This is a genomic window from Crenobacter oryzisoli, assembly GCF_030385785.1.
Lineage (GTDB): Bacteria > Pseudomonadota > Gammaproteobacteria > Burkholderiales > Chromobacteriaceae > Crenobacter_A > Crenobacter_A oryzisoli.
Genome location: NZ_JAUEDK010000059.1, coordinates 1 through 24,922, shown reverse-complemented (window position 1 = coordinate 24,922; position 24,922 = coordinate 1). Strand labels below are relative to the sequence as shown.

Below are 24,922 nucleotides of genomic sequence, written 5' to 3'. Positions count from 1 at the left end.
GGAGATGTAATGGACGCCTCCCTCCTGCCCGAAGGTGACGACGGCGGTCTGCAGAACGACAGGAGCCCTCGCAATACCTGACGGCATCTAAAGTGCCAAAGTGGTGGTGTAGCAACAACCACAAACGGTAAGGAGGGCTCGATATGAAGATTACGACATTCGGTCTGGACCTGGCAAAGCGGGTTTTCCAACTGCATTGGGTGGATACCGCTACCGGTGAAATCTGCCGCCGGCAAGTGAAACGGGCGCAACTGAACGAGTTCTTCGCCAACCGGGAAACGTCGGTGATCGCGATGGAGGCCTGCGGCAGTGCGCACTACTGGGGCCGGCTGTTCCAGGAGCTTGGGCATGAGGTCAGGCTGATTCCCGGGCAGTTCGTCCGTCCGTTCGTGAAGAGCAACAAGACCGACGCAGCCGATGCGCAGGCGATCTGGGAAGCGGCGCAGCGGCCAGGGATGAAGTTCGTCGCGCTCAAGAGCGAAGGCCAGCAAAGCGTGCTGATGTTGCACCGGATGCGCGAGCAGTTGGTGAAGATGCGGACGATGCAGACTAACCAGCTACACGGGCTGTTGTACGAGTTCGGAGCCGAGCTGCCAAAGGGGCGACACAAGGCGCTGGAGCGGATTCCTGATGAGCTTGCGCGGCTGGAAGACACGTTGCCAGTGATGGTGATCGAAGCGATCCGTAGCCAACTACAGCGAATTGAGACATTGGGCCAAGACATCGCCGAGCTTGAGCACAAGCTGGCGGTGTGGAAGAAGGAAGATGAAGCAGCCAAACGACTGATGGCCATTCCGGGTGTCGGCTTGCTCACCGCAACAGCGGCGGTAGCAATGATTGGGGATGCCAAGACATTCAAGTCTGGGCGCGAGTTTGCCGCCTTCCTCGGCCTGGTGCCACGCCAGAGCGGCACCGGCGGGCGAGTGAAGTTGCTGGGGATCAGCAAGCGCGGTGATGTGTATCTGCGCACGCTGCTGATTCATGGCGCCAGGGCAGTGGCGACGCATCAGAAGGTGCGCGATCCCTGGCTGGACCAGTTGCTGGCGCGACGACCGTTCAATGCGGCGGTGGTAGCGCTGGCCAACAAGATGGCACGAACGATCTGGGCGCTGTTGGCCCATGGCCGGACGTATCAAACGGACTACGTGGCCAAGGCCGCGTAAAAGATTAACGAACCCTTTAGGAGGTGGATCGCTGAAAGGTTGCGCAGGTTGATGTGCGCTTGATGGCAGAACAGGTCGGACCGTGGGGAAGTAAGCCTGAATGATGGCCAGTCCTTCGAGGACTCCAAGGAGATGAGGCCTTCCCCTGCGAATTCCATCAGGGCCAGCAGACTCCGAGTCTGCAATAAAGGCCGGATATAAGTCTGCAGCCAGATCTCGAAGCCCGCATCGAACATCGCTTGCCAAGCCGGGAGGCGTCCATATAAGGCCATCATGAAACGGCAACTGCTGATAACCGGTGTTCTGCTGTTGAGTCTGGGCGGCCCGGCGTTTGCTGACGGTTCGACCCTGCTGGGTGGTGCGCTCGGTGGCGCAGCCGGCGCAGCGATAGGTGAATCGGTCGGCGGTCGCGACGGCGCCATCCTCGGCGGCGCGCTGGGTGGCGCCACCGGAGCTGCAATCGGTCACGATTACGGCCAGGAAGGCCGCGACGAACACTGGCACCACCACCATTGGCATCATCACCATGGTGGGCACTACCACCATAACGACTGGCGCTATTGAGGCTGAACAAACCGAGCGCCCTCTGGCCGCTCCGAATATCCCCCTCTTCTTCGCGTCATGACTGACGCGCTCCGCCACGACCGGGCTTCTCTATTGGTTCGTGGCGTTTTATTGTCCATCATTCGATTGGCAGCAATCGCCAATCGCTCGTCAGCACAGAATCATGTCGCTAGAATGGAGGCTTTCTCCAGGAGCCCGTTCGTGACGCGCCAATCCCGCGCCTATGCCTTCGGCCTTGCCGCCGTGCTCGCCTGGTCGACCGTGGCCACCGCGTTCAAGATCAGCCTACAACACCTGAGCCCGGCCCAATTGGTGTTGTACGCCAGTGCAGCGTCGCTTATAGCGTTGCTGGCCATCCTCGCCTGCCAGCGCCGGCTCGGCGACTACACTTCCGGCTTGGTCCGGTACTGGCGTCGTTCATTGACGCTCGGAGCGATCAACCCCTTCGTCTACTATCTGATCTTGTTCCAGGCCTATGCCCTGCTACCGGCACAGGAAGCCCAGGCGATCAACTACACCTGGGCGCTGACGATGACGCTCCTGGCAGTGCCACTGTTGCGCCAGGCCCTGGCGGTGCGCGATGCCCTGGCGGCGTTGGTCTGCTATCTGGGTGTGCTGGTGATCGGTACCCGCGGCAATGTGCTGGGGATGTCATTCTCGAACGCGCATGGCGTGGTGTTTGCGCTGGCATCGACGGTGCTGTGGGCGTGTTACTGGATCTTCAATACCCGGGACACTCGCGAGCCGGTGCTGGCGCTGGCGCAGAACTTCAGTTTCGCGCTGCCAATGATCCTGCTGTGGTGCGCATTCACCGACCAGCTGCACCCGGTCGCCTGGCAGGGGATCGCCGGCGCCGCCTACGTCGGCGCGCTGGAAATGGGCTTCACCTTCGTGCTGTGGCTGACTGCGATGAAGCTGACCGACAGCACCGCCAAGATCGCCAATCTGATCTTCCTGTCGCCCATCCTGTCTCTCGCCCTGATCCACCTGATCATCGGCGAGCCGATCTATATGTCGACGCTAGCGGGCCTTGCTCTGATCCTGGGCGGACTGACCCTGCAGAAGCTGCCCCTTGGCCGGGCGACACTGATCCGGCCACGCTAAACCGACTGCATCGCCAATAAAAACGGCGCCCCGCAGGGCGCCGTTTTACATCACACTGGTCAACCGTCAAACAAACCAAAATACGCTGATGAACTGGCACAAGCTGCCGCCCAATACGAACAGATGCCAGATGCCATGGCCGTGTCGGATCTTCTCGTCATTGAGAAACCAGTAGATGCCGATGCTGTAAATGATGCCGCCGGCGGCGAGCCACACCAGCCCTGGCGTCGACAAGGTGGTGACCAGCGGCTTGATCGCCACCAGCACCAGCCAGCCCATCATCACGTAAAGGATCATCGACAAGACGCGGGTACGCCGCCCCAGCGTCACCTCCTGGATGATGCCGAACAGCGCCAGCCCCCACGAGATGCCGAACAGCGTCCAGCCCCACGGACCGCGCAGCGTCACCAGGCAGTACGGCGTGTAGCTGCCGGCAATCAACAGGTAGATCGCCGAGTGGTCGAACTTCTGCAGGACCGCCTTCGCCCGCCCCTTCACACTGTGGTACAGCGTCGAAATCAGATAGAGCACCACCAGCGTGGAGCCGTACAGTGTGAAGCTGACGATCTTCCACGGGTCTCCCTGCACGCTGGCCGACCAGATCAGCGCGACCAGCGCAACCACCGAAAGGATCGTGCCGGCCAGATGCGACACACCGTTGAAGCGTTCACCATAGTACATATTGTTCTCCTAGCCGCGTGGGTGTCGCTCAGGCGGATGCGTTGTTATTGGCAGAATAGGCGGCAGCAGCTCTTCATGGTTCCCGTCATGGCGCCTATCGTCAAAACCATGACGCAACACGTCGCACTTGTCCCATTCATGCAAAAAGCCTGTGCACGGTCTGATGTATGAGGGTGAATCCTCATTGAAATGGCGCTCAACATGCTTTAAAGCGCCACTGTACTCCGCTGCGACGCAGCATGTTGGGCCTCTCTGTATCGATTTTGTGACGCACCCGCCCCCCCATGTAGCCTGCCCACGGCCGCAGCGATGCCGGCGCCAGACGCAAAAAGGGCGGGATTGCTCCCGCCCTTTTAGGCAACCAAGATTGGCCGAACGCTCAGGCGCCCAGTGCCGCGAATACCTGGTCGCGCACAGTTTCCACCGCTTGCGTGCCGTTGACCTTCACGTACTTAGGCGCGGTGGCGTCACCGGCCTCGGCCTGCTTGGCGTAGTAGCCAACCAGCACCTCGGTCTGCTCGTGGTAGACGGCCAGACGCTTCTTGACGGTTTCTTCCTTGTCGTCGTCGCGCTGCACCAGATCCTCCCCGGTCACATCATCCTTGCCTTCCACTTTCGGTGGGTTGTACTTGACGTGGTAAGTGCGGCCCGACGGCAGGTGGGCGCGGCGACCGGACATGCGATCGACGATCACTTCGTCCGGCACGTCGATCTCGACCACGAAATCGATCGCCACGCCCGCTTCCTTCATCGCCTCGGCCTGCGGAATGGTGCGCGGGAAGCCGTCGAACAGGAAACCGTTGGCGCAATCGGACTCGGCGATACGCTCTTTCACCAGGCCGATGATGATGTCGTCACGCACCAGGCCACCGGCGTCCATGATCGCCTTGGCCTCCAGGCCCAGCGGGGTGCCGGCCTTCACCGCGGCGCGCAGCATGTCGCCGGTGGAGATTTGCGGGATACCGTATTTTTCTTTGATGAAATTGGCCTGGGTGCCTTTGCCGGCGCCCGGTGCGCCCAACAGGATCAGTTTCATGGGTTCTCCAGATAGCAAGGATGGGACAGTGTCGTTATTCGTATCAGGCCGGTCGCGCAGCCAGCACCGCGCGCACCCGTTCCAGGTCTTCCGGGGTGTCGACGCCGGCGGCCGGCGCTTCGGCGACTTCGGCCACCGCGATGGCGTGGCCGTGCCACAGCACGCGCAGCTGCTCGAGCGCTTCGAACTGTTCGAGCGGCGACGGCGCCAGCTGCGCATAGGTCGACAGGAAGCCGGCACGGTAGGCGTACAGGCCGATGTGCCGCAGCGCCGGTAGGCCTGCCGGCAGCGCGCTCGCATCGTGAGCGAATGCGTCGCGGGCCCACGGCAGCGGCGCCCGGCTGAAATACAGCGCGTGGCTGGCGGCGTTGCACACCACCTTCACCACGTTCGGATTGAAGAATTCTTTCGCATCCGCGATGGGATGCGCAGCGGTCGCCATCGGTGCGCTACTGTCGGCGAGCAGTTGGGCCACCCGGTCGATCAATGCCGGGTCGATCAAGGGCTCGTCGCCCTGCACATTGACGACGATCTCGTCGGCCGGCAGCGCCAGATGCTCGGCCACTTCGGCCAGGCGATCGGTGCCGCTGGCGTGATCGACGCGAGTCAGCACCGCTTCGACACCATGCGCGGCGCAGGCGGCCAAGATGTCTTCGTGGTCGGTGGCCACGACGACGCGGCGTGCTGCGCTCTTGGCAGCCTGCTCGGCCACCCGCACCACCATCGGCTTGCCGGCAAGATCGGCCAGCGGCTTACCCGGCAGGCGCGTCGAAGCGAGCCGCGCCGGGATCACCACCGTGAAGCCGGTCATTTCACCTCTTCCTCGGGGGCCAGCTCGCGCGCCTCGCTCTCCAGCATCATCGGGATGCCGTCGCGGATCGGATAGGCCAGGCGGTCGCCCTTGCAGATCAGCTCCTGCTGCGCCTTGTTGTAGACCAGCGGGCCCTTGCAGATCGGGCAGACCAAGATGTCGAGAAATTTAGCGTCCATGGGGAATCTTCAGTGTGCGGAGGATCCAGCCGGCCAGATCCGGCTCAACGCGCGCGGCTACCGGCAGGACCCAGAGTTTAGCATGATTGACCGCGCGCAGTTTGACCGCGTCCTTGGCTGTGACCAGCACAGCATCGGCATCCTGCGGGATGTCGCCCGGCACGAAGGCATGGTGGTCGGGGAATGCCAGCGTGCGGGCAGGCTCGATGCCGAGCGAGGCCAGCGTGGCGAAGAAGCGCTCCGGATGGCCGATGCCGGCCAGCGCGACAACCTTCTCGCCGGCGAAGTCAGCGGCGCGGCGAGTGGCACTCGGGTCGGCCAATGCCACGAAACGTTCAGGGGCGAGACGCATCACGAATTTTGGTAGCTCGTCCGGCAAACGTTCGGCCAACGTCGCGCAGCCGGCGCCGTTGATCACCAGCGCGTCGGCCCGGCGCAGCCTACCCGGAGGCTCCCGCAGCGGTCCGTTCGGCAGCAGGCAACCGTTACCAAAGCCGCGCGCACCGTCCACCACCACCACCTCGAGATCGCGCCCCAAGCGGTAGTGCTGCAGGCCGTCGTCAGACAGGATCAGGTCGAGCTCGGGATGCGCGGCGATCAGCGCCTCGGCGGCCGCCACCCGGTCGCGCCCAACCACTACCGGCACGCTGGTGGCGGCGATCAGCAACGGCTCATCGCCAACCTGCGCCGGCGTGTGCTCGGGCCCAACCAGGGTTGGCCGAACATGGTCGCCACCGTAACCACGGCTGACCACCCCGACCTTGACGCCTTCCTCGGCGAAACGGGCGATCAGCGACTGGGTCAACGGAGTCTTACCGACGCCTCCGACGTTGATGTTACCGATCACCACCACCGGCCGCGCCACCTTATGAACCCTCAGCACTCCGGACTGGAACAGGCAACGACGCAGCGTCGCCAACAGCGCAAACAGCCCTGCCAGCGGGGCCAGCAGGGCTGTAAGCCAGGGTTTGGGGCGGTACCAGTGGCGTTCTATTCGGCCGCTCACGGCGTCTCCATCTGAGTAGCGAAGGTCAGCTGGGTCAGCCCCGCCTCGCGCGACGCCTCCATCACGTTCACCACCGACTGGTGAGTCGCCTTACCGTCGGCGTTGATCACCACCACCGGCGAGGGCTTGCCGTCAGCGGCGGCCTTCAGCGCCGCCACTAGCGTGGCGCGATGTGCATCGGGCAGCTTCTTGTCGCCGATGGCGAGCTTGCCGTCGGCTGCCAGCGCGACGTTGATCTGCGTGCTCTTCGGCTGCGGCGTCTCCCCGGCCGCGACCGGCAGGTTGATCTGCATCTCGGAAAAGCGCGAATAGGTGGTGGTGACCATCAGGAAGATCAGGATCACCAGCAGCACGTCGATCAGCGGGATGAAGTTGATTTCCGGCTCGTCGCGGCCGCGACCTCGGCGAAAGTTCATGATTGCGCTCTCAGTGATGGCCGTTGCCGTTCTGGCGCTCGCCATGCACCACCTCCACCAGCTTCACCGCCTGCATTTCCATGTCGACCAGCAACGAATCGACCTTAGCGCGGAAGTGCCGGTAGAACATCATGCTGGGAATGGCGACGATCAGGCCGAAAGCCGTGTTGTAGAGCGCCACCGAGATGCCGTGAGCCAGCACGCGCGGGTCGGTGCCACCCGGCGACTGCGAGCCGAAGATCTCGATCATGCCGATCACGGTGCCAAGCAAGCCCAACAGCGGCGCCATCGCAGCAATGGTACCAAGCGTGGTGAGAAAACGCTCCAGACCGTGCGCGATCACGCGCCCCTCGTCCTCGATCGCCTCCTTCATCACCTCGCGCGAGCCACCGACATTGCGCAGGCCGGCGGCAAACAGCAGGCCGAGGGGGGAATGGCGACCCAGTTTGTCGAGCAGCGCCGGCGCAGCACCGGTGGCATGATATTCCTGCACCGTCTCCCGCAGCAGGCCTGACGGAGCGATCAGCGAGGCGCGCAGACTGTAGAGCCGTTCGAAGATGATCGCCAGCGAGACGATAGAAGCAACGATGATGGCCCAGATCGGCCAGCCGGCCGCCTCAATGATTGACCACACTTGGGCTTTCTCCCAGGGAATTGCAAACGTTAAACTTTAGCCCGTTGCAATGTTCTTCTGCAACTGTGACGACGCAACAAACAGCGCCGACGCTAAGTCACGATTTTTAAAAGGAAAGTTCCAGACATCCACAAAAGCTGTGGATAACTTTGTGGATAGGAAGCTCAAAAGTGGGACAAATCCCGAAGAATCAAGGCTTGCGCTGGTGCCGCCCAGAAAATGCACCACCTTACAAATCCCTTTAAAATCAGCACATTGACCACCAAAACCCAATTTCGACCAGCCATTATGTAAGACAATCGGCGTTGCCCCTTTCCGGGCGACTGCCCTGTGGATGACTTGACAAGAATGATTTTTTCTCCTTCGCCCCCCCCCGACGATGTGATCAGCGTCTCCGCCCTGAACCGGCTGGCACGCGAACTGCTCGAACTCGGCGTCCCTCCTGTGTGGATCAGCGGCGAGATCTCAAACCTGACACTGGCCGCCTCCGGGCACGCCTATTTTTCGCTGAAGGACGGCAGCGCCCAGGTGCGCTGCGTGATGTTCCGCAACGCCCTCACACGTCTCGCCGCCAAGCCACGCGAGGGCATGCAGGTGGAGCTGCGCGGCCAAGTCACGCTGTATGAAGCGCGCGGCGAATTTCAGATCAATGTAGAGACCTTGCGCAGCGCCGGCCTAGGCCGGCTCTACGAGGCATTCGAGAAGCTGAAGGCCAAGCTTGAGGCCGAGGGGCTGTTCGCCGCCGAGCGCAAGCGAGCGCTGCCATCCCACCCGCGTGCGATCGGCATCGTCACCTCGCCCGCCGCCGCCGCACTGCGCGACGTGGTGTCGACGCTGCACCGCCGCATGCCCAGCATCCCGCTGATCCTCTACCCCACCCCAGTACAAGGCCTGGGGGCCGAGCAACAAATCGCCGCAGCGATCCGCCAAGCCAGTGCACGCAGCGAAGTCGACGTGCTGATCGTCTGCCGCGGCGGCGGCAGCATCGAGGACCTGTGGGCGTTCAACGAAGAAGTCGTGGCGCGCGCCGTCGCCGACTGTCGCATCCCGGTCGTCAGCGGCGTCGGCCACGAAACCGACTTCACCATCTGCGACTTCGTCGCCGACCGGCGCGCCCCGACGCCGACCGCCGCCGCCGAGCTGGTCTCGCCGAGCCGCGAGCAGCTACTGCAGCGTGTTGACCAGGTGCAGCGCCAGCTGGAGAGAGCCCTGTCGCGGCTGATGACCGACAAGGCCCAGCAACTTGATTTCCTCAGCCGCCGGCTGGTGCATCCTGGCGAACGGCTGGCACGGCAGCGCGATACGCTGAAGCTGGCCGAACACCGCCTACAGAGCCGCATACGCGCCATCCTGGACGGCAGTAACCGCCGCCTCGCCAGCACCGAGGCCCGTCTCGCGCGGCTCTTTCCCGACCTAGGCAGCCAGCACCGGCAGCTCGACCAACTCGGTGAGCGACTCGATCGCAGCATGGCGCGGCTACTCGCCGAGTGCCAGCGCCGCTTAGCCCGTTGCGAAGGCACACTGACTGCGCTGAATCCCAACGCGGTGCTGGCGCGCGGCTACGCGATCGTCCAAAAGGCCGATGGCCGGGCAGTTAAAGCGCCGTATGAAGTCGTGCGCGGCGAGCGGGTGACACTGCGCCTGGCCGAAGGGCAGACCGAGGCGATCATCGACCCGCCGCAGACCGCAACACAGATCCAGGCCGAATTGCCGTTCTGAGAACGACTGGCCTTTCTTGACAAGTACGCGGGGCGGCCGCACCATGCGAAAATCAAACAATCGTTTGAATTATCATGAAGCTGACCCCGCGCCTTGCCCGCCTCCTGATCAACCTGTGGCCGCCATTTCTCGGCGCCGGCATCCGAGTGCGCGCCATCTCGTCCGACTGGCGCGATATCACCGTCGCGCTGAAACTGCGTTTAGGCAATCGCAACTATGTCGGCGTGCACTTCGGCGGTAGCCTGTATTCAATGACCGATCCGTTCTTCATGCTGATGCTGATGCAGAACCTCGGTCGCGACTACATCGTCTGGGATAAAAACGGCAGCATCGACTACCTGAAACCTGGCCGTGGCACGGTCAGCGCACGCTTCACGCTAGACGAGGCCACGCTGGCAGCAATCCGAGCCAACACCGCCAATGGCGACAAGTACCTGCCTCAGTTGCAGGTAGCGGTGGTGGACGAACAAGGCGAAGTGGTCGCCCGTGTGCACAAGACGCTATACGTCCGCAAGAAACAGAAACGCCCCGGAGCAGCCGAAGCCGCCGCCGGGGCGCTGAGAGACGAGGCCGGAACGGCCTAGTCGCTGAAACCACAGAATACTTCGCGCATCATCTTCAGCACTTCGAGGGTGCGGATATCGCCGACCCGATAGTAGACGCGGTTGGCATCCTTGCGAGTACGCAGCACCCCCTTGTCACGCATGATCGCGAGGTGCTGGGAAATATTGCTTTGTGAGGTGCCGACCTTGTCGACAATGTCCTGCACGCTCACTTCCTGGTCACCCAACACCGAAATGATCTTGAGGCGCAAAGGATGAGACATCGCCTTCATGGCACGCGACGTCTGTTCGATTTGGTCATCGTTGAACAGCAAGATGTACTCCCGTTTCCCTGAGTTTCTATCGTTCGGCCGATTAAACGGCTCTGTTTATGGTTACAATACTAATTGTAATGAGCTTAAACATCAAGAATTTCTAATATTCCGATAGTGCCCATCATGTCACCCATCACCCCGGTTCTGCTGCTGATTCTCGACGGCGTCGGTCATCGCGTCGACGGCGAGGACAACGCCATTTTGCATGCCAAGACGCCCAATCTGGACAAACTGCGCCTGGATTACGCCTATGGAACGATCGATGCGTCCGAAAGCGCCGTCGGTCTCCCCGGCGGTCAGTTTGGCAACTCGGAAGTCGGCCACCTTAACATCGGCGCAGGCCGAGTGGTAAGGCAGGACATTACCCGCATCGACAACGACATCGCGGTCGGCACCTTTGCCAGCAACCCGGTGATCGCCGAAGCGATCAAACGCGCCAAGGGTCGCACCCTGCACCTGATGGGTCTGCTGTCGGATGGCGGCGTTCACAGCCATGAAAACCATTTCCACGCCCTGATCCGCGCCGCCCACCAAAACGGCGTGGAACACATTAGGATACATGCATTTCTCGACGGTCGCGACACCCCACCCAAGAGCGCGGAATTGTATCTCAAACGCCTGGACGCGGTTTGCGTTGACAACCCCGGCGCGCGACTGGCCACGGTATCGGGTCGCTACTGGGGCCTTGATCGCGACCTGCGCTGGGAGCGCGTCGAGCCGGTCTACCGCCTAGTGGTTGACGGCGAGGCCGAGTACCGTGCGGTTAGCGGCCTGGATGCCCTGAACCTGGCGTATGAACGCGGCGAAACCGACGAATTCGTCAAGCCCACCGTGATCGGCTCGCGCAGCCCGATCGAAGACGGCGACGTGGTTGTATTCATGAACTACCGTGCCGACCGCGCCCGCGAACTGACTACCGCACTGACCGGCCCGTATTTCAACGCCTTTACTGCACGGCGGCCGCAGTTGGGTTACTTCGCCACCCTCACCTCCTACGGCGCCAGTTATATCAACCCGGTCGCCTACCCGCCGCAAAAGCTGGTCAACGGCTTCGGCGAATATCTGTCGCGCCTGGGCCTCAAGCAGTTGCGTATCGCCGAGACTGAGAAATACCCTCATGTCACCTACTTCTTCAACGGTGGCGAGGAACAGGAATACCCGGGCGAAACACGTATTCTGGTACAGTCGCCGAAGGTCGCCACCTACGACCTGAAGCCTGAGATGAGCGCTCCCGAGGTCACCGACCGCATCGTCGATGCAATCCACAGCGGTCAGTACCACGCCATTGTCTGCAACTACGCCAACGGCGACATGGTTGGCCACACCGGCGTGTTCGAGGCGGCAGTCAAGGCAGTCGAAACGCTCGACGCCTGCGTGGGTCGCTGTGTCGCCGCAATGCAACAAGCGGGGGGAGAAGTGCTGATCACTGCCGATCATGGCAACTGCGAGCGCATGTTCGACGCAGCCAATCACCAACCGCATACGCAGCACACACTGGACGTGGTACCGTTCCTGTATATTGGCCGCAAGGCCAAGATCCGCCCGGACGGTGCCCTGAAAGACATCTCACCGTCACTACTGGCGATGATGGGGCTGCCCAAGCCCGATGAAATGACTGGTGAATCGTTGATCGACTTTCAGTGAAACCGTTTCTCGCCCTCCTCCTGGTTTCCGGCGCCGCCCTTGCGGCGCCGGAGCCGCCATTGAGCACCGCCCCGCATCAGCAAGATCTGAGCGCAGTGCGCAAGCAGATCGACAGCGTCCAAAAGGACATCGCCCAGAAAGAGGCCGTCCACAAGGAGGCGCAAAGCGCCATCCAGCAATCGGAACAGGCGCTCAAGGCAACCAACCAGGCGATTGCCACGCTCGAGAAAAAACAGAGTTCATCCCAGCGTCAGCTGGAAGATCTACGCGCAAAGCTCGCCGCTACCCGTGCCAAGGTCGCCGACACCCGCTCCCGGGTCAACAAGATGCTGGTCAGCCAATACAGCCGCGGCCAGCATGACGCCATGAGCCTGATGCTGAACGCGGACGATCCGAATCAGAGCGCCCGCGACCTCACCTACTATAAGCACATAGCCCGCGCACAGACCCAACTAGTCGCCTCGCTGAAAGATCAGCAAGCCGAACTGGAGGCTCTGGAGCAACGCCTGCAAGCGGAGCTGGGTCGACTGGAGGCGCTGTCGGATAACAAGAGCCAGGAAAAGGACCAGCTGGAAAACACCAAGGCGCAGCAACAAGTGCAGGCCCAGCAGATCGCGACGCAGATCCAGGGGCAGCAACAGAAGCTCACCGAACTGAAAGCGAGCGAGAAGCGTCTAACTAACTTGATTGCTGAGATCCAGCGGCAAATCGAAGCCCGTCGCCGCGAGGCAGAGCGCAAAGCTGCCGAGGCACGCAAGGCGCGCCTGCTGGCCGCCCAGCAGGCGGCCAAGAAGGAAAACGAACGACGCCGCAAGTTGGCCGAGCAGGCCAAGAAGCAGGGTAAGCCGGTGCCGAAGGAAGCCCGCCAGCCGGTCAAGGTACAGCAGCCGGATCAGCGCATCGATGAAGCCGCCGATACCAACGCCTCGGGACGCGCCTTCAGAAGCCTACAGGGCAAGATGAAACTGCCGGTGGCGGGTACACTGACTGGACGTTTCGGCACGCCACGCGATGAAGGGACTACCTGGAAAGGCGTATTCATCAAGAGTCCTGCCGGCCAGCCGGTACGCGCGGTGGCCGATGGCCAGGTTGTCTATGCCGACGTCTTGCGCGGCTTCGGCAACGCGGTCATCGTCGACCACGGCGGCGGTTACATGACCGTGTATACCGGCCTGTCCGGCTTGAGCCGTAGCGTGGGCGCCAGCCTCAAGGCCGGCGATACCATCGGTAACACCGGGGCGCTGGACAGCGGCGAATCCGGGCTGTACTTTGAAATCCGTTACATGGGACGACCAGTCAACCCGCTGGCCTGGGCCCGCTAGCCGTCCTCTCGGAGAACTTTGTGGCAATCAGCAATCAACGCATCAAAAAACTGACCCTGCTTTGCGCCGGTGCGCTGGCAGGCGGCGTCTTCACCCTGAGCCTGCAGGCTCTCGCCGACAAAGATGTGACCGGTCCGCTGCCGCTGAATGAGCTGCGCACCTTCGCCGAAGTGTTCGGCCGCATCAAGCAGGACTACGTTGAACCTGTCGAAGACAAGAAGCTGATCAACGACGCGATCAAGGGCATGCTCTCCGGCCTCGATCCGCACTCCGACTACCTAGACCCGGAAGCCTTCAAGGAACTCAAAGAAGGCACCCAAGGCGAGTTTGGCGGCCTAGGCCTCGAAATTGGCGCCGAAGATGGTCTGGTGAAGGTGATCGCGCCGATCGAGGACACCCCGGCACAGCGGGCCGGCGTAAAGAGCGGCGACCTGATCGTCAAAATTGACGACACCCCGGTACGAGGCCTATCACTGACCGATGCGGTGAAGAAGATGCGTGGCAAGCCCGGTAGCAAGGTCACGCTGACCATCGCTCGCAAGACCGAGACCAAACCGTTGGTGCTGACACTGACCCGCGCCATCATCAAGACCAAGAGCGTGCGCTTCAAGTTGCTCGAGCCAAACTACGGCTACCTGCGCATCGCTCAGTTCCAGGAACACACGGTCGAGAACCTGATTCAGGGCATCCAGACCCTGCTCAAGCAGAACAAGGCCCCGCTCAAGGGCATCATTCTCGACCTGCGCGACGACCCGGGCGGCCTGCTCAACGGGGCTGTAGGCGTATCCTCGGTGTTCTTGCCGAAAGATCAACTGGTGGTGTACACCGAGGGCCGCGCTCCGGACGCCAAGATGCACTTGACCGCCGACACCCAGAATTACCTGCGCCCAGGGGAATCCGACCCGAACAAGGTATTGCCGGCCGATATCAAGTCCGTGCCGCTGGTGATACTCGTGAACGGTGGCACCGCCTCGGCGTCCGAGATCGTGTCCGGTGCACTGCAGGATCACAAGCGAGCGCTGATCGTCGGCACGCAGACTTTCGGCAAGGGCTCGGTGCAGTCCATCCTGCCGCTGGCCAACAACGGTGGCATCAAACTGACCACCGCGCGCTACTTCACGCCTAGTGGCCGCTCGATCCAGGCCAAGGGCATCACTCCGGACGTCCAGATCGAAGATGCCAAGCTGACCAGTGCCCAGCAGGGACTGCGCATCCGCGAAGCCGATCTTGAGAACCACCTGTCCAATCCAAACGGTAACGACAAGCCGGACAGCAAGCCGAGCAAGGTGATCGAGCCACCGGTACAGAAAGCAGTGCCGGACGGTAGCGACAAGGGCAATGACAAGGACCAAGCCAATCCGCTCGGCCCGCGTGAGCCGAACCCCGCCACCGACTACCAGCTCGGCCAGGCCTTGAATATCCTCAAGGTCCAGCAAATACTGCTGAAGAAAGGCTGATAGAGGCGCCTCCGAGGCCGGCATGGCGCCCTTCTCAGCGGGGTGATGCCATGTTGGATCCGGAACGCTTCAAATGCCGCACACTGCACTTGGCGCGCGCGCAGGACACAGAGCCTGCCGCGCGCTTGTTACATGACGAGCCCGGTCTCACAGCGCTCGCCCTCCCGCCGTATCGACGCCTACTGGTCAGTTACACCCTACCCGAACACACCCTCACCGAAGTGTTACAGCGGCTGCACTCTGCCGGCTTCGAACTCGACCGGCATAGCTGGTCGCGCTGGCGGCTGGCGCTAATCGCTTACGGCGAGGACGTGCAGCTGCACAACCTCACCGAACCGGCAGCCCCAGACAGGAGCCGCGCGGCGTTCAGCACCCTCTACCAACACCATCAGCACGGTGATCGGGACGAGACTCCAGAGGAGTGGCGACTGTATCGCTGACGCCCCCTTCCCAGCGAAGTGCAGTAACCCATGCAGCAAGGGCCATCCGGCTGCCATTCGACGGTCTTTCCTGCTACGCTTCCGGGTTTGAAATAACCCGTTTACTTGGCGTCGCCCAACTGGTCGTCCATGCGCCCGACCGGCGGCGCCGCAGGCAGGAGCGCTTGCATGCTGACTCGCGAATTCGTCCTTTCATTCCGCGAAGCTACCCCGTACATCAACACCTTCCGCAGCCGCACCATGGTGATCGCGATCAACGGCGAAACCGTGGACAGCGGCCACTTTGCCAGCCTGGCGCAGGACATCAACGTGCTCACCAGCCTGGGCGTGCGCATCGTACTGGTACACGGCGCCCGACCGCAGATCGAATCGATGTTGAAGCTACGCGGGCTCGCCCGCCTTTTCCACCGCCAGCGCCGCGTCACCGATTTCGCCACGCTGGAAATCGTCAAACAGGCCAACGGCGCCGTGCGCCACGATATCGAAGCAGCCCTGTCGATGGGCATGCCCAACTCATCGATGCACGGCGCGCACCTGCGCGTGGCCGGCGGCAATTACTTGACCGCTCAGCCACTCGGCGTGATCGACGGCATCGACATGCAATATACCGGCCAGTTGCGCAAGCTCGACGACGCCGGCGTTCGTCAACGCCTCGAAGCAGGCGAACTGGTCCTGTTATCGCCAATCGGCTATTCGTTGACCGGCGAAGCTTTCAATCTGGCCATGGAGGATGTCGCCACCCATGTCGCCATCACCCTGAAGGCCGAAAAGCTGATCTTCTTTGTCTGCGGCCCTGGCGCCACCAACAACGATGGTGGCCGCATCAGCACGCTGACCGCCCAGCAGGCCGAGGAACTACTGGCAAACAGTACGCAGCCTGACGACGTGGGCGCCTATCTGCCCTGCGCGATCCGCGCTACACGCGACGGCGTGCCGCGCGCCCACCTGATCAACGGCAACGAAGACGGCGCCCTGCTCGCTGAGCTGTTCACCCATGGCGGCGCCGGCACCATGGTGGCGCGCGACCCGCTGGTCAAGGTGCGTACCGCCAGCATGGAGGACATCGGCGACATCCTGGCGCTGATTCGGCCTCTGGAGGAAAGCGGCATTCTGGTCAAGCGCAGCCTCGAACACCTGGAAATGGACATCAACAACTACTCGGTGCTGGAACACGATGGCAAGGTGTATGGCTGCGTGGCGATGCACACCTTTGAGGACGCACCGATGGCCGAGCTAGCCTGCCTGGCTGTCTCGCCGGAAAAACGCGACTCCGGCTATGGCGAGATGCTGCTGCGCCACGTCGAGTATCAGGCTCGTACCCGCGGCATTGCCTCGCTGTTCGTTCTCACCACCCAGACCGCACACTGGTTCCTCGAACGCGGCTTCACCGAGGCGCAAATCAGCCATCTGCCGCTGACCCGGCAACGCCTCTACAACTATCAGCGCCGCTCCAAGGTGTTCGTCAAGCCGCTGTGAGAGCTTATGGCCTCGTCCTCACCTATGTGACACAATTGGCCGTTAGTATTCGATTAGATTTGAGCAAGGAACCACTCCGATGACCCACATGGTTAACTGTGTGAAGCTCGGCCGCGAGGCCGAAGGCATGGACTTCGCCCCGCTGCCGGGCGAACTGGGCAAACGCCTGTACGAGAACGTCTCGAAAGAAGCCTGGCAAGGTTGGCTGAAGTACCAAACCATGCTGATCAACGAGAACCGCCTGAGCTTGGCCGACCCGCGCGCGCGTCAATACCTGACGCAGCAACTGGAAGCGTACTTCTTCGGTCAAGGCGCTGATACGCCAGCCGGCTACGTACCGCCAACCGGCCAATAACCCCGCACCACCAGCCCTCGCCAAGAGGGCTTTTTTGTCTCGATCACCGCAGGAACGCCTACTCCGTATGCTCCAACCGCACGATCTGCTGCTTAACCGTGAACTTGGTCTACTCGAATTCAATCGCCGCGTCCTGGCCCAGGCCGAGGACGAATCTCTACCGCTTCTGGAGAGACTGAAGTTCCTCTGCATCGTCTCGTCCAACCTCGACGAATTCTTCGAGGTGCGCGTTGCCTGGCTGAAGGAGACCGACCAGCTCACCCCTACCCGCATCCTGCCCGACGGCGCCACGCCCAAGCAAACGCTGGACAAGGTGACTCGCGCAGCGCACGAGCTGGTCCGGGCTCAGTATGGCGTTTTGCGCGAGGTACTGCTGCCGGCACTTCGCGAGGAAGGGATCGTTTTCCTACGCCGTTCGGAATGGACACCAGAGCAGCGCGAATGGATCCGCGGCTACTTCTTCCGCGAGCTGATGCCGGTCCTGACCCCCATCGGCCTCGACCCCTCGCACCCATTCCCTAAGTTACTGAACAAGTCGCTCAATTTCGCCGTCGAACTGGAAGGCCGCGATGCATTCGGTCGCCAATCCGGCATCGCCATCGTCCAGGCGCCGCGCATCCTGCCACGCGTAATCAAGCTGCCATCCGAACTGGTCGGCGGCCAGCACGGCTTCGTGTTCCTGTCATCGATCCTCCATTCGCACGTGCACGAATTGTTCCTCGGCATGACGGTGAAGGGCTGCTACCAGTTCCGCGTCACCCGCAACAGCGAACTGACGGTGGAAGAAGAAGACCTGAAGAACCTGCGCACCGCACTGCAGGGTGAACTGCGCCACCGCCAATTCGGCGAAGCAGTACGCCTTGAGGTGGCCGACACCTGCCCGGCGCACATGGAAGACTTCCTGCTCACCCAGTTCAACCTGAGCCGAGATGAACTGTTCCGCGTCGACGGCCCGGTCAATCTGGTGCGCCTGATGCAGGTCCCCGATCTGGTCGACCGGCCAGAGTTGAAATTCCTGCCATTCCAGCCCACCCAGCCGCCGCAACTGGAAAAGAAGATCAACCTGTTCGAAGCACTGCGTCAGGGTGACCTGCTGCTGCATCATCCATACCAGTCGTTCCAGCCCGTGATCGACCTGCTGCACTTGGCCGCCACCGACCCACACGTCGTAGCGATCAAGATGACCGTCTACCGTACCGGCACCGACTCGGTACTGATGGATGCTCTGGTCGACGCAGCGCGCGCCGGTAAACAGGTAACGGTAGTGGTGGAGTTGATGGCCCGCTTCGACGAGGAGGCCAACATCAGCTGGGCATCGCAACTGGAGGACGCTGGCGCCCACGTGGTGTACGGTGTGTTCGGCTACAAGGTGCACGCCAAGATGCTGATGGTGGTGCGCCGCGAAGAAGGCCAGCTGCGCCGCTATGTGCACCTGGGCACAGGCAACTACCACCCGCGCACTGCGCGGCTCTATACCGACTTCGGCCTGATGACCTGCAACGAGGAACTGGCCAACGACGTCAACGACATTTTCATCCAGCTTACCGGCCTCGGACGCGCCGGTAAGCTCAATCTGCTGTCGCAGAGCCCATTCACCCTGCACGGTATGGTGATGGACTCGATCGAGCGTGAGATCGAGCACGCCCAGGCCGGACGGCCGGCGCAGATCATCGCCAAGATGAATGCGCTGCTGGAACCTCAGGTGATCCAGGCGCTGTACCGCGCCAGCCAAGCCGGGGTGAAGATCCAGCTGATCGTGCGCGGCGTCTGCGCACTGCGGCCGGGCGTGGCGGGGCTATCCGAGCACATCACGGTACGCTCCATCGTCGGCCGCTTCCTTGAGCACACTAGGGTGTTCTACTTCCTCAACGACAAGAAGGAAGATTTGTACATCGCCAGTGCCGACTGGATGGGGCGCAACTTCTTCCGCCGCATCGAGACCTGCACGCCAATCCGCGACCCGAAGCTGAAGCGCCGGATGATCAAGGAAGGGCTGCGCCTCTATCTCGATGACAACGTCAACGCCTGGGAGATGCAAGCCGACGGCAGCTACCGGCGCAGAACCTCGCGGGGACGCGAGCGCTCGGCGCAGGAAACTCTGCTCGCCGAGTACACTCACTAATGCCACTGACTGACATTGCCGGCTATACCGGCGCCGCAGCGCTCGTGCTCGTTGGCCTAGCCGGAACGGTGTTTCCCGCACTGCCCGGCCTGCCACTGATGCTCGGTGGCTTTGTGCTGGCAGCGTGGATCGACAACTTCCAGCACCTCGGCCCCCTCACCCTGGTAATACTGGCAGTATTAACCTGTATCGGCCTCTTGATCGACGGCTTCGCCGGCCTGCTCGGCGCCAAGGCCACCGGAGCTAGCCGTCATGCACTGTGGGGCGCCTTCGCCGGAAGCCTGGTCGGGCTGTTCTTCGGTCTTCCCGGCGTGCTGCTAGGCCCCCTGCTCGGCGCGGCCTTCGGCGAGTTCAGCGCTCGCCGGGATATCTACCAGGCCGGCAAAGTCGGCCTCGGCACCTTCATCGGCTTCATCGTTGGTACCATCGCCAAGATCGGCTGCGCATTCGCGATGCTCGCCGCCGTGACACTGGCCTGGTTCCTGTAGCCGAATTTCATAGGCCCACCGAACTGAAAAGGGCGCCCCATGGGCTAATGCCGTTCACTTAAGGAAAAAGCACCGCCCACCAAGGTGGAAAAACGGTGCTTTTTTGTTACTTCCAAGCGTTCTTCGAAGCTAAAAACCGGACTGAACGGCTTAAGTGAACGGCATTAGCCCCATGGGCGCCCTTTCTGCAGTCAAGCCTCGGGCCATGTCGACGACCCTCCAGGCCGGATCATCCGCTTGTGTGGGCTCAGATGACTCCTGACCGCCACCCGGTATCTTCAAGGCCATAGCGGCGCTAGAAACGCTGCGCGCGCTCGTTGTAGTAGATCACTCCGAGCTGGATTGGCTTGTCGGGAGCGATACAAGCCAACGCAGTCTTCATCAGCGCCTGCGCCACGCCGTACCCCTGATAGGGCTTCGCGACGATCAACCAGTCAAGCTCCGGGCACGTCTGTCCCAGCCCATCCAGGATCACGAAACCGGCCAGCTCTGCCCCCCCACCAAACAGCTATGCACCACACCGTGGCAAGAGCAGATGCCGTGAATAGGCTCTCACACCATCCGTGATCGGCCGCCACCATCATCCTGTCATTACACTCACTCAATAGCAGGGACGATAACTGAGGGGCTCTTTAACAACACCGCCCAAGCGACATGTAGAGGCTACTGCCAAACGTAGCCGAGACCGTGCAGCTCATCTACCGCAACCTGGCCCTCATCAACGCAGCGGTAATAGTGATGCACCGTATCGCCCGGCGAAGGCAGCACCGCCGGCCACCACGACGCGGTATCAAACGGCTTATTCAGCTTCCCTGGAAGCGTGGAGACGCAATCGAGCGGCAAGGCCAGCGTCTTGTTGTCTGGCAAGGCAAATCGCACCATGCTGCGATTGGTGTCGATGTCGTGTGCCTCGTCGATCTCACCAGTGTCAGCCGGCAGCCAGTCAGGTACCCAGCCGTGCTCAACCGCACCGACCGACTTGGCTTCCTCGTAGCTGGCGTAATGGTTGTCCTGGCGGTCCGAGCAGCCCGCCAGCAGCGCCAGCAGCCCGGCCACACCGATGCATCGTGCAAGATGGCGCATTCCATTCTCCCCTTGCCGTTTGGGTCTTCAAACGGCCCGACTTAAGTATTGGTCGAACTCGGCCATTTCACAGCCGCCACAACCCGACATCGGCCAAAAATCCCAAAAGAGTGAAAATAGCCAAACTGCGGCAGGAAAATAAAATCGGAAAAAGAGACGAAAAAACCAAAAATTTTCGCAGGCAGAAAAACAAAAAGCGCTTGAGTTTCCTCAAGCGCTTTTTGGTATAACTGGCGTCCCCACGGGGAATCGAACCCCGGCTACCGCCGTGAAAGGGCGGTGTTCTAACCGCTAAACTATAGGGACTGATTGTGGCGCACCCGGAGCGATTCGAACGCCCGACCCTCTGGTTCGTAGCCAGATACTCTATCCAACTGAGCTACGGGTGCGTTTAGCTGGCGGAGAAAGAGGGATTCGAACCCTCGATACAGGTTTAAGCCCGTATGCTTCCTTAGCAGGGAAGTGCCTTCGACCACTCGGCCATTTCTCCGTCGAGCGAGGCGCCATAATACTTTTAGCGCTTCGCCCCGTCAAGCTTTTTTTAAGCTTCCGGTTGTTGATCCAAACCGAAAGCTTTATGCAGTACACGTACGGCCAGTTCCAGGTACTTCTCGTCGACCAGCACCGACACCTTGATCTCGGAGGTGGAGATCATTTGGATGTTGATGCCTTCTTCGGCCAGCGTGCGGAACATGGTCGAGGCGATGCCGCAGTGCGAGCGCATGCCCACGCCGACGATCGACAGCTTGGCGACCTTGTCATCGGCATCAATCTTGGCAGCACTGATGTGGGTCTGCACATCGCGCAGGATGGTCAGCGCACGCTGGAACTCGCCGCGCGGCACGGTGAACGAGAAATCGGTGGTGCCGTGTTCGCCGACATTCTGGATGATCATGTCGACTTCGATGTTGGCGTCGGCGATCGGGCCGAGAATCTGGTACGCGATGCCCGGCTTGTCCGGAACGCCCTTGACGTTGATGCGCGCCTCGTTCCGGTCGAATGCGATACCGGCGACAATGGCCTTTTCCATGTTTTCGTCTTCCTCAAACGTAATCAGCGTGCCCTCACCTTCGTCCTCGAAACTGGACAGAACGCGCAGTCGCACTTTGTATTTGCCAGCGAATTCCACCGAGCGGATTTGCAGCACTTTCGAACCGAGGCTCGCCATTTCGATCATTTCCTCGAAGGTGACCGTCTTCAGACGGCGCGCCTCCGGCACCACGCGCGGGTCGGTGGTGTAGACACCATCGACGTCGGTGTAGATCTGGCATTCGTCGGCCTTCAACGCTGCGGCCAGCGCCACGGCAGAGGTATCTGAACCGCCACGGCCAAGCGTGGTGATGGCGCCAAGCTCGTCGACGCCCTGGAAGCCGGCGACGATGACGACTTTGCCTTCGGCCAGGTCGGCGCGCATCGCTTCATCATCGATGGTCTGGATACGAGCCTTGGTGTGCGAGGAGTCGGTCGTCAGCTTGACCTGCCAGCCACAGTAGCTCTTGGCGTCGAGGCCAATTTCCTTCAGCGCCATCGCCAATAGGCCGATGGTCACCTGTTCGCCGGTGGAGACGATCACGTCGAGCTCGCGCGGATCCGGGTATTCCTGCATCTCCTTGGCGAGTGCGATCAGGCGGTTGGTTTCGCCGCTCATGGCGGACAGGACCACGACTAGGTCGTGACCCTGCGCCTTCCACTTGGCGACGCGGCGGGCAACGTTCTTGATGCGCTCGGTCGAGCCAACCGACGTGCCGCCGTACTTCTGTACGATGAGTGCCATGCTTGCTTCTTGTACGGATGTGAACAATATCGAATGGGGATTCTGTTCATATCTTTGCCATAAATGCAAGGGCGATGTAGCGCAAGTAAGCTGCTTTTTTTTCGCACTGCAAAATCGATCCGCAAGCTTGTGCCACCAGACTGCTCAATCGCAGTGGATCCGTCCTGCATGAGTGTAAATATTGGCACGACCAGGTCGGGCAAAACCAACCAACGTCATCCCCAAGTCGTTGGACATTTTTACCGCCATTTGAGTCGGAGCTGATACCGCCAACAATATCTCGATGCCAACCTGCGCTGCCTTTTGAACCATCTCGAAACTAGCCCGGCTGGTGGTGATCAACGCAGCCCCGTTCGACCACCCCTCTAGCGCCCGGTAACCGATCAGTTTGTCGAGTGCAACGTGACGTCCGACATCCTCACTAACGGCTGCCAGCGTGCCGTCCGCCAGCACCCACGCGGCAGCATGGCAAGCTCCGGTGGTCAACCGCGACAGCTTCTGCGCTGCCGGCAAAGCGGTCAGCGCCGCATCAAGCGCAGCAATGGTCAGACTTTGACCGAATGGCAGCGGCGCAATCGGACGATGTACCTCGGCCAATTGCTCTACCCCGCAAAGCCCACACCCCGTACGGCCGGCCAATTGGCGACGGCGCTCCTTTAGATTGGCAAACGCCCGGCTGGCCAACTCAATGCGTACCTCAATGCCATCATGACGCTCAACGACTTCGATGCCATACACCTCGCTAGCCGACCTGGCTATGCCTTCAGCCAAGGTGAAACCAAGCGCAAATACCCCAAGCTGCTGCGGTGATGCCATCATCACCGTATGTGCGAGACCGTTATATACCAGCGCACTGGACACTCGTCTGCGACCCAGTCATGACTGTCGGTCAGTGTTTCTCCGGCACGCCACTGCACTAACGGCAAGCAATGGCTGGACTCGATAAGGCTTTCATCCGGGGTGTCTGGCAAAGTCATCTATTGATAATCCTGATTCTCGAATTGGTACTGCTCAGTAACTTGACCATCGGAAAGCTCATGCATCCGTGCCATGCCTGATGTCCCCCTACCTCTCCATGATCAACCGCCTCGCATACGGTTTCTGCCCCGCTCCTTACCGATAGCCAACGAAGGATTGCCAAGCATATGGCATGTCGATAGAATTTTTTCAAATTGATCAGGGCCGGTAGCTCAGCTGGGAGAGCGTCGCGTTCGCAATGCGAAGGTCGGGAGTTCGATCCTCCTCCGGTCCACCAAATTGATAGCGTCCGTCAAGGTGGTGTATGTTCCGATGGAATGAAACTGGCACCACGCTTGAATTTGCTTTGACCGAGCAGGTCCTGAGAACGCGCCATGAAATTACCCCGGCGGAGGAGCGTGCTCGCAAACGGTATTGGGAACACACTCGCAGGGATGGTTCGGGGCGTTTCCCCAACATCCCTGAGTACGACTACACCCCCACCGGAAACTTGGCCATCCAGGTGAGGCACTCGCCTTCACGAACATGGAACGACACCCCGAAAACGCAGCTTGAACAACGCCTGGGGAGCGTCGCCGGCGGCATTCTGGCCCTTGCTCAAGAAAAACACGCAAGAGAACAGGAGGACGCACGACGAAAAGAAGCGCATCGCCTCGCCACTGCGCGTTTCGAGTTTCTGACCAAACGGCGTGCCAATGAAGCGGAGCGCTTCAAGCAAGTTGAAGCGTCCGCTACGGATTGGGAGCGAGCTGCCAGACTACGCGCGTTTGCTGATGCGGCAGAGGTCGCGGCCAAGTTGGCCGGGGAGCTATCTGTTGAGCAAATGGAGTGGTTGGCTTGGGTACGTGCCAAGGCAGACTGGCTGGACCCGCTCATCCAGATTTCTGACCCGATTCTGGATGCGCCAGAGCCCAAACGCCCCAATTACTGGTAGCTTGAGCCACTTTGTGCAAAAACTTCCGGTATTTGCTGGCCGATTTTTTTGGCCACGAATTGCTTTATCTAGCGTCGATTGGCCAAGATATGGTTGTCGGCCGCGGAGCTAGGAGGCTGGCCAGATAAAGAACTGCTTGTATTCAGGCTCCCCTTGGCGTTGACGCAAGCACTCATCGGCCAGTTACTAAGGTTTTCACTAGTAATGTCACTTCCAGTGTTTTGTAACATGCTGATTTTGTACACGTTGTAAAGCTGGTCAAAATGACGCTACAAGCTGAAAGGTTAGTAATGCTTTATTCCCAGTCAAGAAATGCTTAACGGCACAGTAAATTTCAGGGACGAACTCCGGTCCGGTTTTCCAGGTTTACACGCCCAGTAGCTGGGTGTTGTCAGGCAAGCCCTCTGCGGGCTCTGCCATGGTGTGCTGCGGCATGTAACGGTGCTGCAGCTGCCATTCTTCGTTCTGTTCCATCAGCACTGCACCGATCAGCCGGCGAATGCTCCCCTCGTTCGGGAAGATCCCGACGACATTGGCGCGGCGTTTGATTTCCTTGTTCAGTCGTTCCAGCGTATTGGTCGAGTGAATCTTCACCCGATGCGCCGCCGGGAAGTCCAGGTGTGCCAGCACGTCGTGTTCCGCCTCATCCATCACCCCGG

General features: G+C 61.0%; 27 protein-coding genes and 4 tRNA genes. 15 read left to right on the top strand and 16 right to left on the bottom strand.

What is annotated here, in order from left to right; all coding sequences use genetic code 11:
- Window positions 1-143 precede the first annotated feature (143 nt).
- The 3 genes from QU481_RS20745 (at window position 144) to QU481_RS20735 (ending at window position 2,831) form a co-directional block, all read left to right on the top strand.
- The gene (locus QU481_RS20745; RefSeq protein WP_289828201.1) at window positions 144-1,163 is read left to right on the top strand and encodes an IS110 family RNA-guided transposase; all 1,020 of its coding nucleotides are present in this window, start codon (window positions 144-146) and stop codon (window positions 1,161-1,163) included.
- A gap of 273 nt (window positions 1,164-1,436) precedes the next feature.
- Entirely contained in the window at window positions 1,437-1,727 is a 291-nt protein-coding gene (locus QU481_RS20740; RefSeq protein ID WP_289831911.1) for a YMGG-like glycine zipper-containing protein, read from the top strand.
- Between the two features lie 201 nt (window positions 1,728-1,928).
- Window positions 1,929-2,831, top strand: coding sequence for a DMT family transporter (locus tag QU481_RS20735; protein WP_289831910.1), 903 nt, complete (start codon window positions 1,929-1,931; stop codon window positions 2,829-2,831).
- A gap of 66 nt (window positions 2,832-2,897) precedes the next feature.
- Here QU481_RS20735 and trhA read toward each other — a convergent pair whose 3' ends face one another.
- The 7 genes from trhA to QU481_RS20700 all read right to left on the bottom strand — a co-directional run bounded on the left by trhA (window position 2,898) and on the right by QU481_RS20700 (window position 7,594).
- Window positions 2,898-3,512, bottom strand: a complete 615-nt coding sequence (trhA, locus tag QU481_RS20730) for a PAQR family membrane homeostasis protein TrhA (protein WP_289831909.1) — start codon at window positions 3,510-3,512, stop codon at window positions 2,898-2,900.
- A 379-nt stretch (window positions 3,513-3,891) separates the two neighbouring features.
- Complete coding sequence (gene adk, locus QU481_RS20725; protein WP_289831908.1) at window positions 3,892-4,548, bottom strand: adenylate kinase; 657 nt, start codon at window positions 4,546-4,548, stop codon at window positions 3,892-3,894.
- 43 nt (window positions 4,549-4,591) lie between these two features.
- Entirely contained in the window at window positions 4,592-5,359 is a 768-nt protein-coding gene (gene kdsB, locus QU481_RS20720; protein ID WP_289831907.1) for a 3-deoxy-manno-octulosonate cytidylyltransferase, read from the bottom strand.
- The gene (locus QU481_RS20715; protein ID WP_289831906.1) at window positions 5,356-5,538 is read right to left on the bottom strand and encodes a Trm112 family protein; all 183 of its coding nucleotides are present in this window, start codon (window positions 5,536-5,538) and stop codon (window positions 5,356-5,358) included. Before QU481_RS20715 ends, kdsB begins: the two co-directional genes overlap by 4 nt.
- Window positions 5,528-6,544 carry a tetraacyldisaccharide 4'-kinase gene (gene lpxK / locus QU481_RS20710; RefSeq protein WP_289831905.1) on the bottom strand — a complete coding sequence of 339 codons (1,017 nt, stop codon included), beginning with the start codon at window positions 6,542-6,544 and terminating at the stop codon, window positions 5,528-5,530. The genes QU481_RS20715 and lpxK overlap by 11 nt, the downstream gene beginning before the upstream one ends.
- Window positions 6,541-6,960 (bottom strand): ExbD/TolR family protein, encoded by a 420-nt coding sequence (locus tag QU481_RS20705; protein WP_289831904.1) that lies wholly within the window; start codon window positions 6,958-6,960, stop codon window positions 6,541-6,543. Before QU481_RS20705 ends, lpxK begins: the two co-directional genes overlap by 4 nt.
- Before the next feature lie 10 nt (window positions 6,961-6,970).
- On the bottom strand, window positions 6,971-7,594 hold the full coding sequence (locus QU481_RS20700) for a MotA/TolQ/ExbB proton channel family protein (RefSeq protein WP_289831903.1): 624 nt from the start codon (window positions 7,592-7,594) through the stop codon (window positions 6,971-6,973).
- A 348-nt stretch (window positions 7,595-7,942) separates the two neighbouring features.
- Between QU481_RS20700 and xseA the strand changes: the two genes are divergently transcribed.
- Both xseA and QU481_RS20690 read left to right on the top strand, forming a co-directional pair.
- Window positions 7,943-9,313, top strand: coding sequence for an exodeoxyribonuclease VII large subunit (gene xseA / locus QU481_RS20695; protein WP_289831902.1), 1,371 nt, complete (start codon window positions 7,943-7,945; stop codon window positions 9,311-9,313).
- A gap of 74 nt (window positions 9,314-9,387) precedes the next feature.
- Entirely contained in the window at window positions 9,388-9,897 is a 510-nt protein-coding gene (locus QU481_RS20690) for a DUF4442 domain-containing protein (RefSeq protein WP_289831901.1), read from the top strand.
- Here QU481_RS20690 and QU481_RS20685 read toward each other — a convergent pair.
- Window positions 9,894-10,190 (bottom strand): ArsR/SmtB family transcription factor, encoded by a 297-nt coding sequence (locus QU481_RS20685; RefSeq protein WP_289831900.1) that lies wholly within the window; start codon window positions 10,188-10,190, stop codon window positions 9,894-9,896. The two genes, QU481_RS20690 and QU481_RS20685, sit on opposite strands and share 4 nt — an antisense overlap.
- A 123-nt stretch (window positions 10,191-10,313) precedes the next feature.
- On the opposite strand from QU481_RS20685, the gene gpmI reads away from it, so the two are divergent.
- The 8 genes from gpmI to QU481_RS20645 all read left to right on the top strand — a co-directional run bounded on the left by gpmI (window position 10,314) and on the right by QU481_RS20645 (window position 19,494).
- Entirely contained in the window at window positions 10,314-11,834 is a 1,521-nt protein-coding gene (gene gpmI / locus QU481_RS20680) for a 2,3-bisphosphoglycerate-independent phosphoglycerate mutase (protein WP_289831899.1), read from the top strand.
- A gap of 59 nt (window positions 11,835-11,893) precedes the next feature.
- Window positions 11,894-13,156: a murein hydrolase activator EnvC family protein gene (locus tag QU481_RS20675; RefSeq protein ID WP_289831898.1), complete on the top strand. Its 1,263-nt coding sequence runs from the start codon at window positions 11,894-11,896 to the stop codon at window positions 13,154-13,156.
- 41 nt (window positions 13,157-13,197) lie between these two features.
- Window positions 13,198-14,613 carry a S41 family peptidase gene (locus tag QU481_RS20670; protein ID WP_435382751.1) on the top strand — a complete coding sequence of 472 codons (1,416 nt, stop codon included), beginning with the start codon at window positions 13,198-13,200 and terminating at the stop codon, window positions 14,611-14,613.
- A gap of 50 nt (window positions 14,614-14,663) precedes the next feature.
- Complete coding sequence (locus QU481_RS20665) at window positions 14,664-15,053, top strand: hypothetical protein (RefSeq protein WP_289831896.1); 390 nt, start codon at window positions 14,664-14,666, stop codon at window positions 15,051-15,053.
- A 168-nt stretch (window positions 15,054-15,221) separates the two neighbouring features.
- A complete protein-coding gene (gene argA, locus QU481_RS20660; RefSeq protein ID WP_289831895.1) occupies window positions 15,222-16,529 on the top strand; it encodes an amino-acid N-acetyltransferase in 1,308 nt (435 codons plus the stop codon).
- A gap of 79 nt (window positions 16,530-16,608) precedes the next feature.
- On the top strand, window positions 16,609-16,884 hold the full coding sequence (locus QU481_RS20655; RefSeq protein ID WP_289831894.1) for an oxidative damage protection protein: 276 nt from the start codon (window positions 16,609-16,611) through the stop codon (window positions 16,882-16,884).
- 67 nt (window positions 16,885-16,951) lie between these two features.
- A complete protein-coding gene (gene ppk1 / locus QU481_RS20650; RefSeq protein WP_289831893.1) occupies window positions 16,952-19,006 on the top strand; it encodes a polyphosphate kinase 1 in 2,055 nt (684 codons plus the stop codon).
- A complete protein-coding gene (locus QU481_RS20645) occupies window positions 19,006-19,494 on the top strand; it encodes a DUF456 domain-containing protein (protein WP_289831892.1) in 489 nt (162 codons plus the stop codon). The genes ppk1 and QU481_RS20645 overlap by 1 nt, the downstream gene beginning before the upstream one ends.
- Before the next feature lie 295 nt (window positions 19,495-19,789).
- On the opposite strand, the gene QU481_RS20640 is transcribed toward QU481_RS20645, so the two are convergent.
- The 7 genes from QU481_RS20640 to fdhD all read right to left on the bottom strand — a co-directional run bounded on the left by QU481_RS20640 (window position 19,790) and on the right by fdhD (window position 23,212).
- Entirely contained in the window at window positions 19,790-19,981 is a 192-nt protein-coding gene (locus QU481_RS20640; RefSeq protein ID WP_289831912.1) for a GNAT family N-acetyltransferase, read from the bottom strand.
- Window positions 19,982-20,157: 176 nt separating this feature from the next.
- The gene (locus QU481_RS20635) at window positions 20,158-20,577 is read right to left on the bottom strand and encodes a YbbD-related protein (RefSeq protein ID WP_289831891.1); all 420 of its coding nucleotides are present in this window, start codon (window positions 20,575-20,577) and stop codon (window positions 20,158-20,160) included.
- A gap of 231 nt (window positions 20,578-20,808) precedes the next feature.
- Window positions 20,809-20,883 (bottom strand) — tRNA-Glu (locus tag QU481_RS20630).
- Between the two features lie 6 nt (window positions 20,884-20,889).
- Window positions 20,890-20,966, bottom strand: a tRNA-Arg gene (locus tag QU481_RS20625).
- 7 nt (window positions 20,967-20,973) lie between these two features.
- Window positions 20,974-21,067, bottom strand: a tRNA-Ser gene (locus tag QU481_RS20620).
- A gap of 51 nt (window positions 21,068-21,118) precedes the next feature.
- Entirely contained in the window at window positions 21,119-22,351 is a 1,233-nt protein-coding gene (locus tag QU481_RS20615) for an aspartate kinase (RefSeq protein ID WP_289831890.1), read from the bottom strand.
- A gap of 144 nt (window positions 22,352-22,495) precedes the next feature.
- Window positions 22,496-23,212: a formate dehydrogenase accessory sulfurtransferase FdhD gene (gene fdhD, locus QU481_RS20610; RefSeq protein ID WP_289831889.1), complete on the bottom strand. Its 717-nt coding sequence runs from the start codon at window positions 23,210-23,212 to the stop codon at window positions 22,496-22,498.
- A 318-nt stretch (window positions 23,213-23,530) separates the two neighbouring features.
- On the opposite strand from fdhD, the gene QU481_RS20605 reads away from it, so the two are divergent.
- Together QU481_RS20605 and QU481_RS20600 are read left to right on the top strand one after the other, a co-directional pair.
- A tRNA-Ala gene (locus tag QU481_RS20605) sits at window positions 23,531-23,606 on the top strand.
- Window positions 23,607-23,633: 27 nt separating this feature from the next.
- A complete protein-coding gene (locus QU481_RS20600) occupies window positions 23,634-24,263 on the top strand; it encodes a hypothetical protein (protein ID WP_289831888.1) in 630 nt (209 codons plus the stop codon).
- Between the two features lie 366 nt (window positions 24,264-24,629).
- Here QU481_RS20600 and QU481_RS20595 read toward each other — a convergent pair.
- Window positions 24,630-24,922, bottom strand: a 293-nt coding sequence (locus tag QU481_RS20595; RefSeq protein ID WP_289831887.1) for a transposase, incomplete at its 5' end; no start/stop codon positions are given.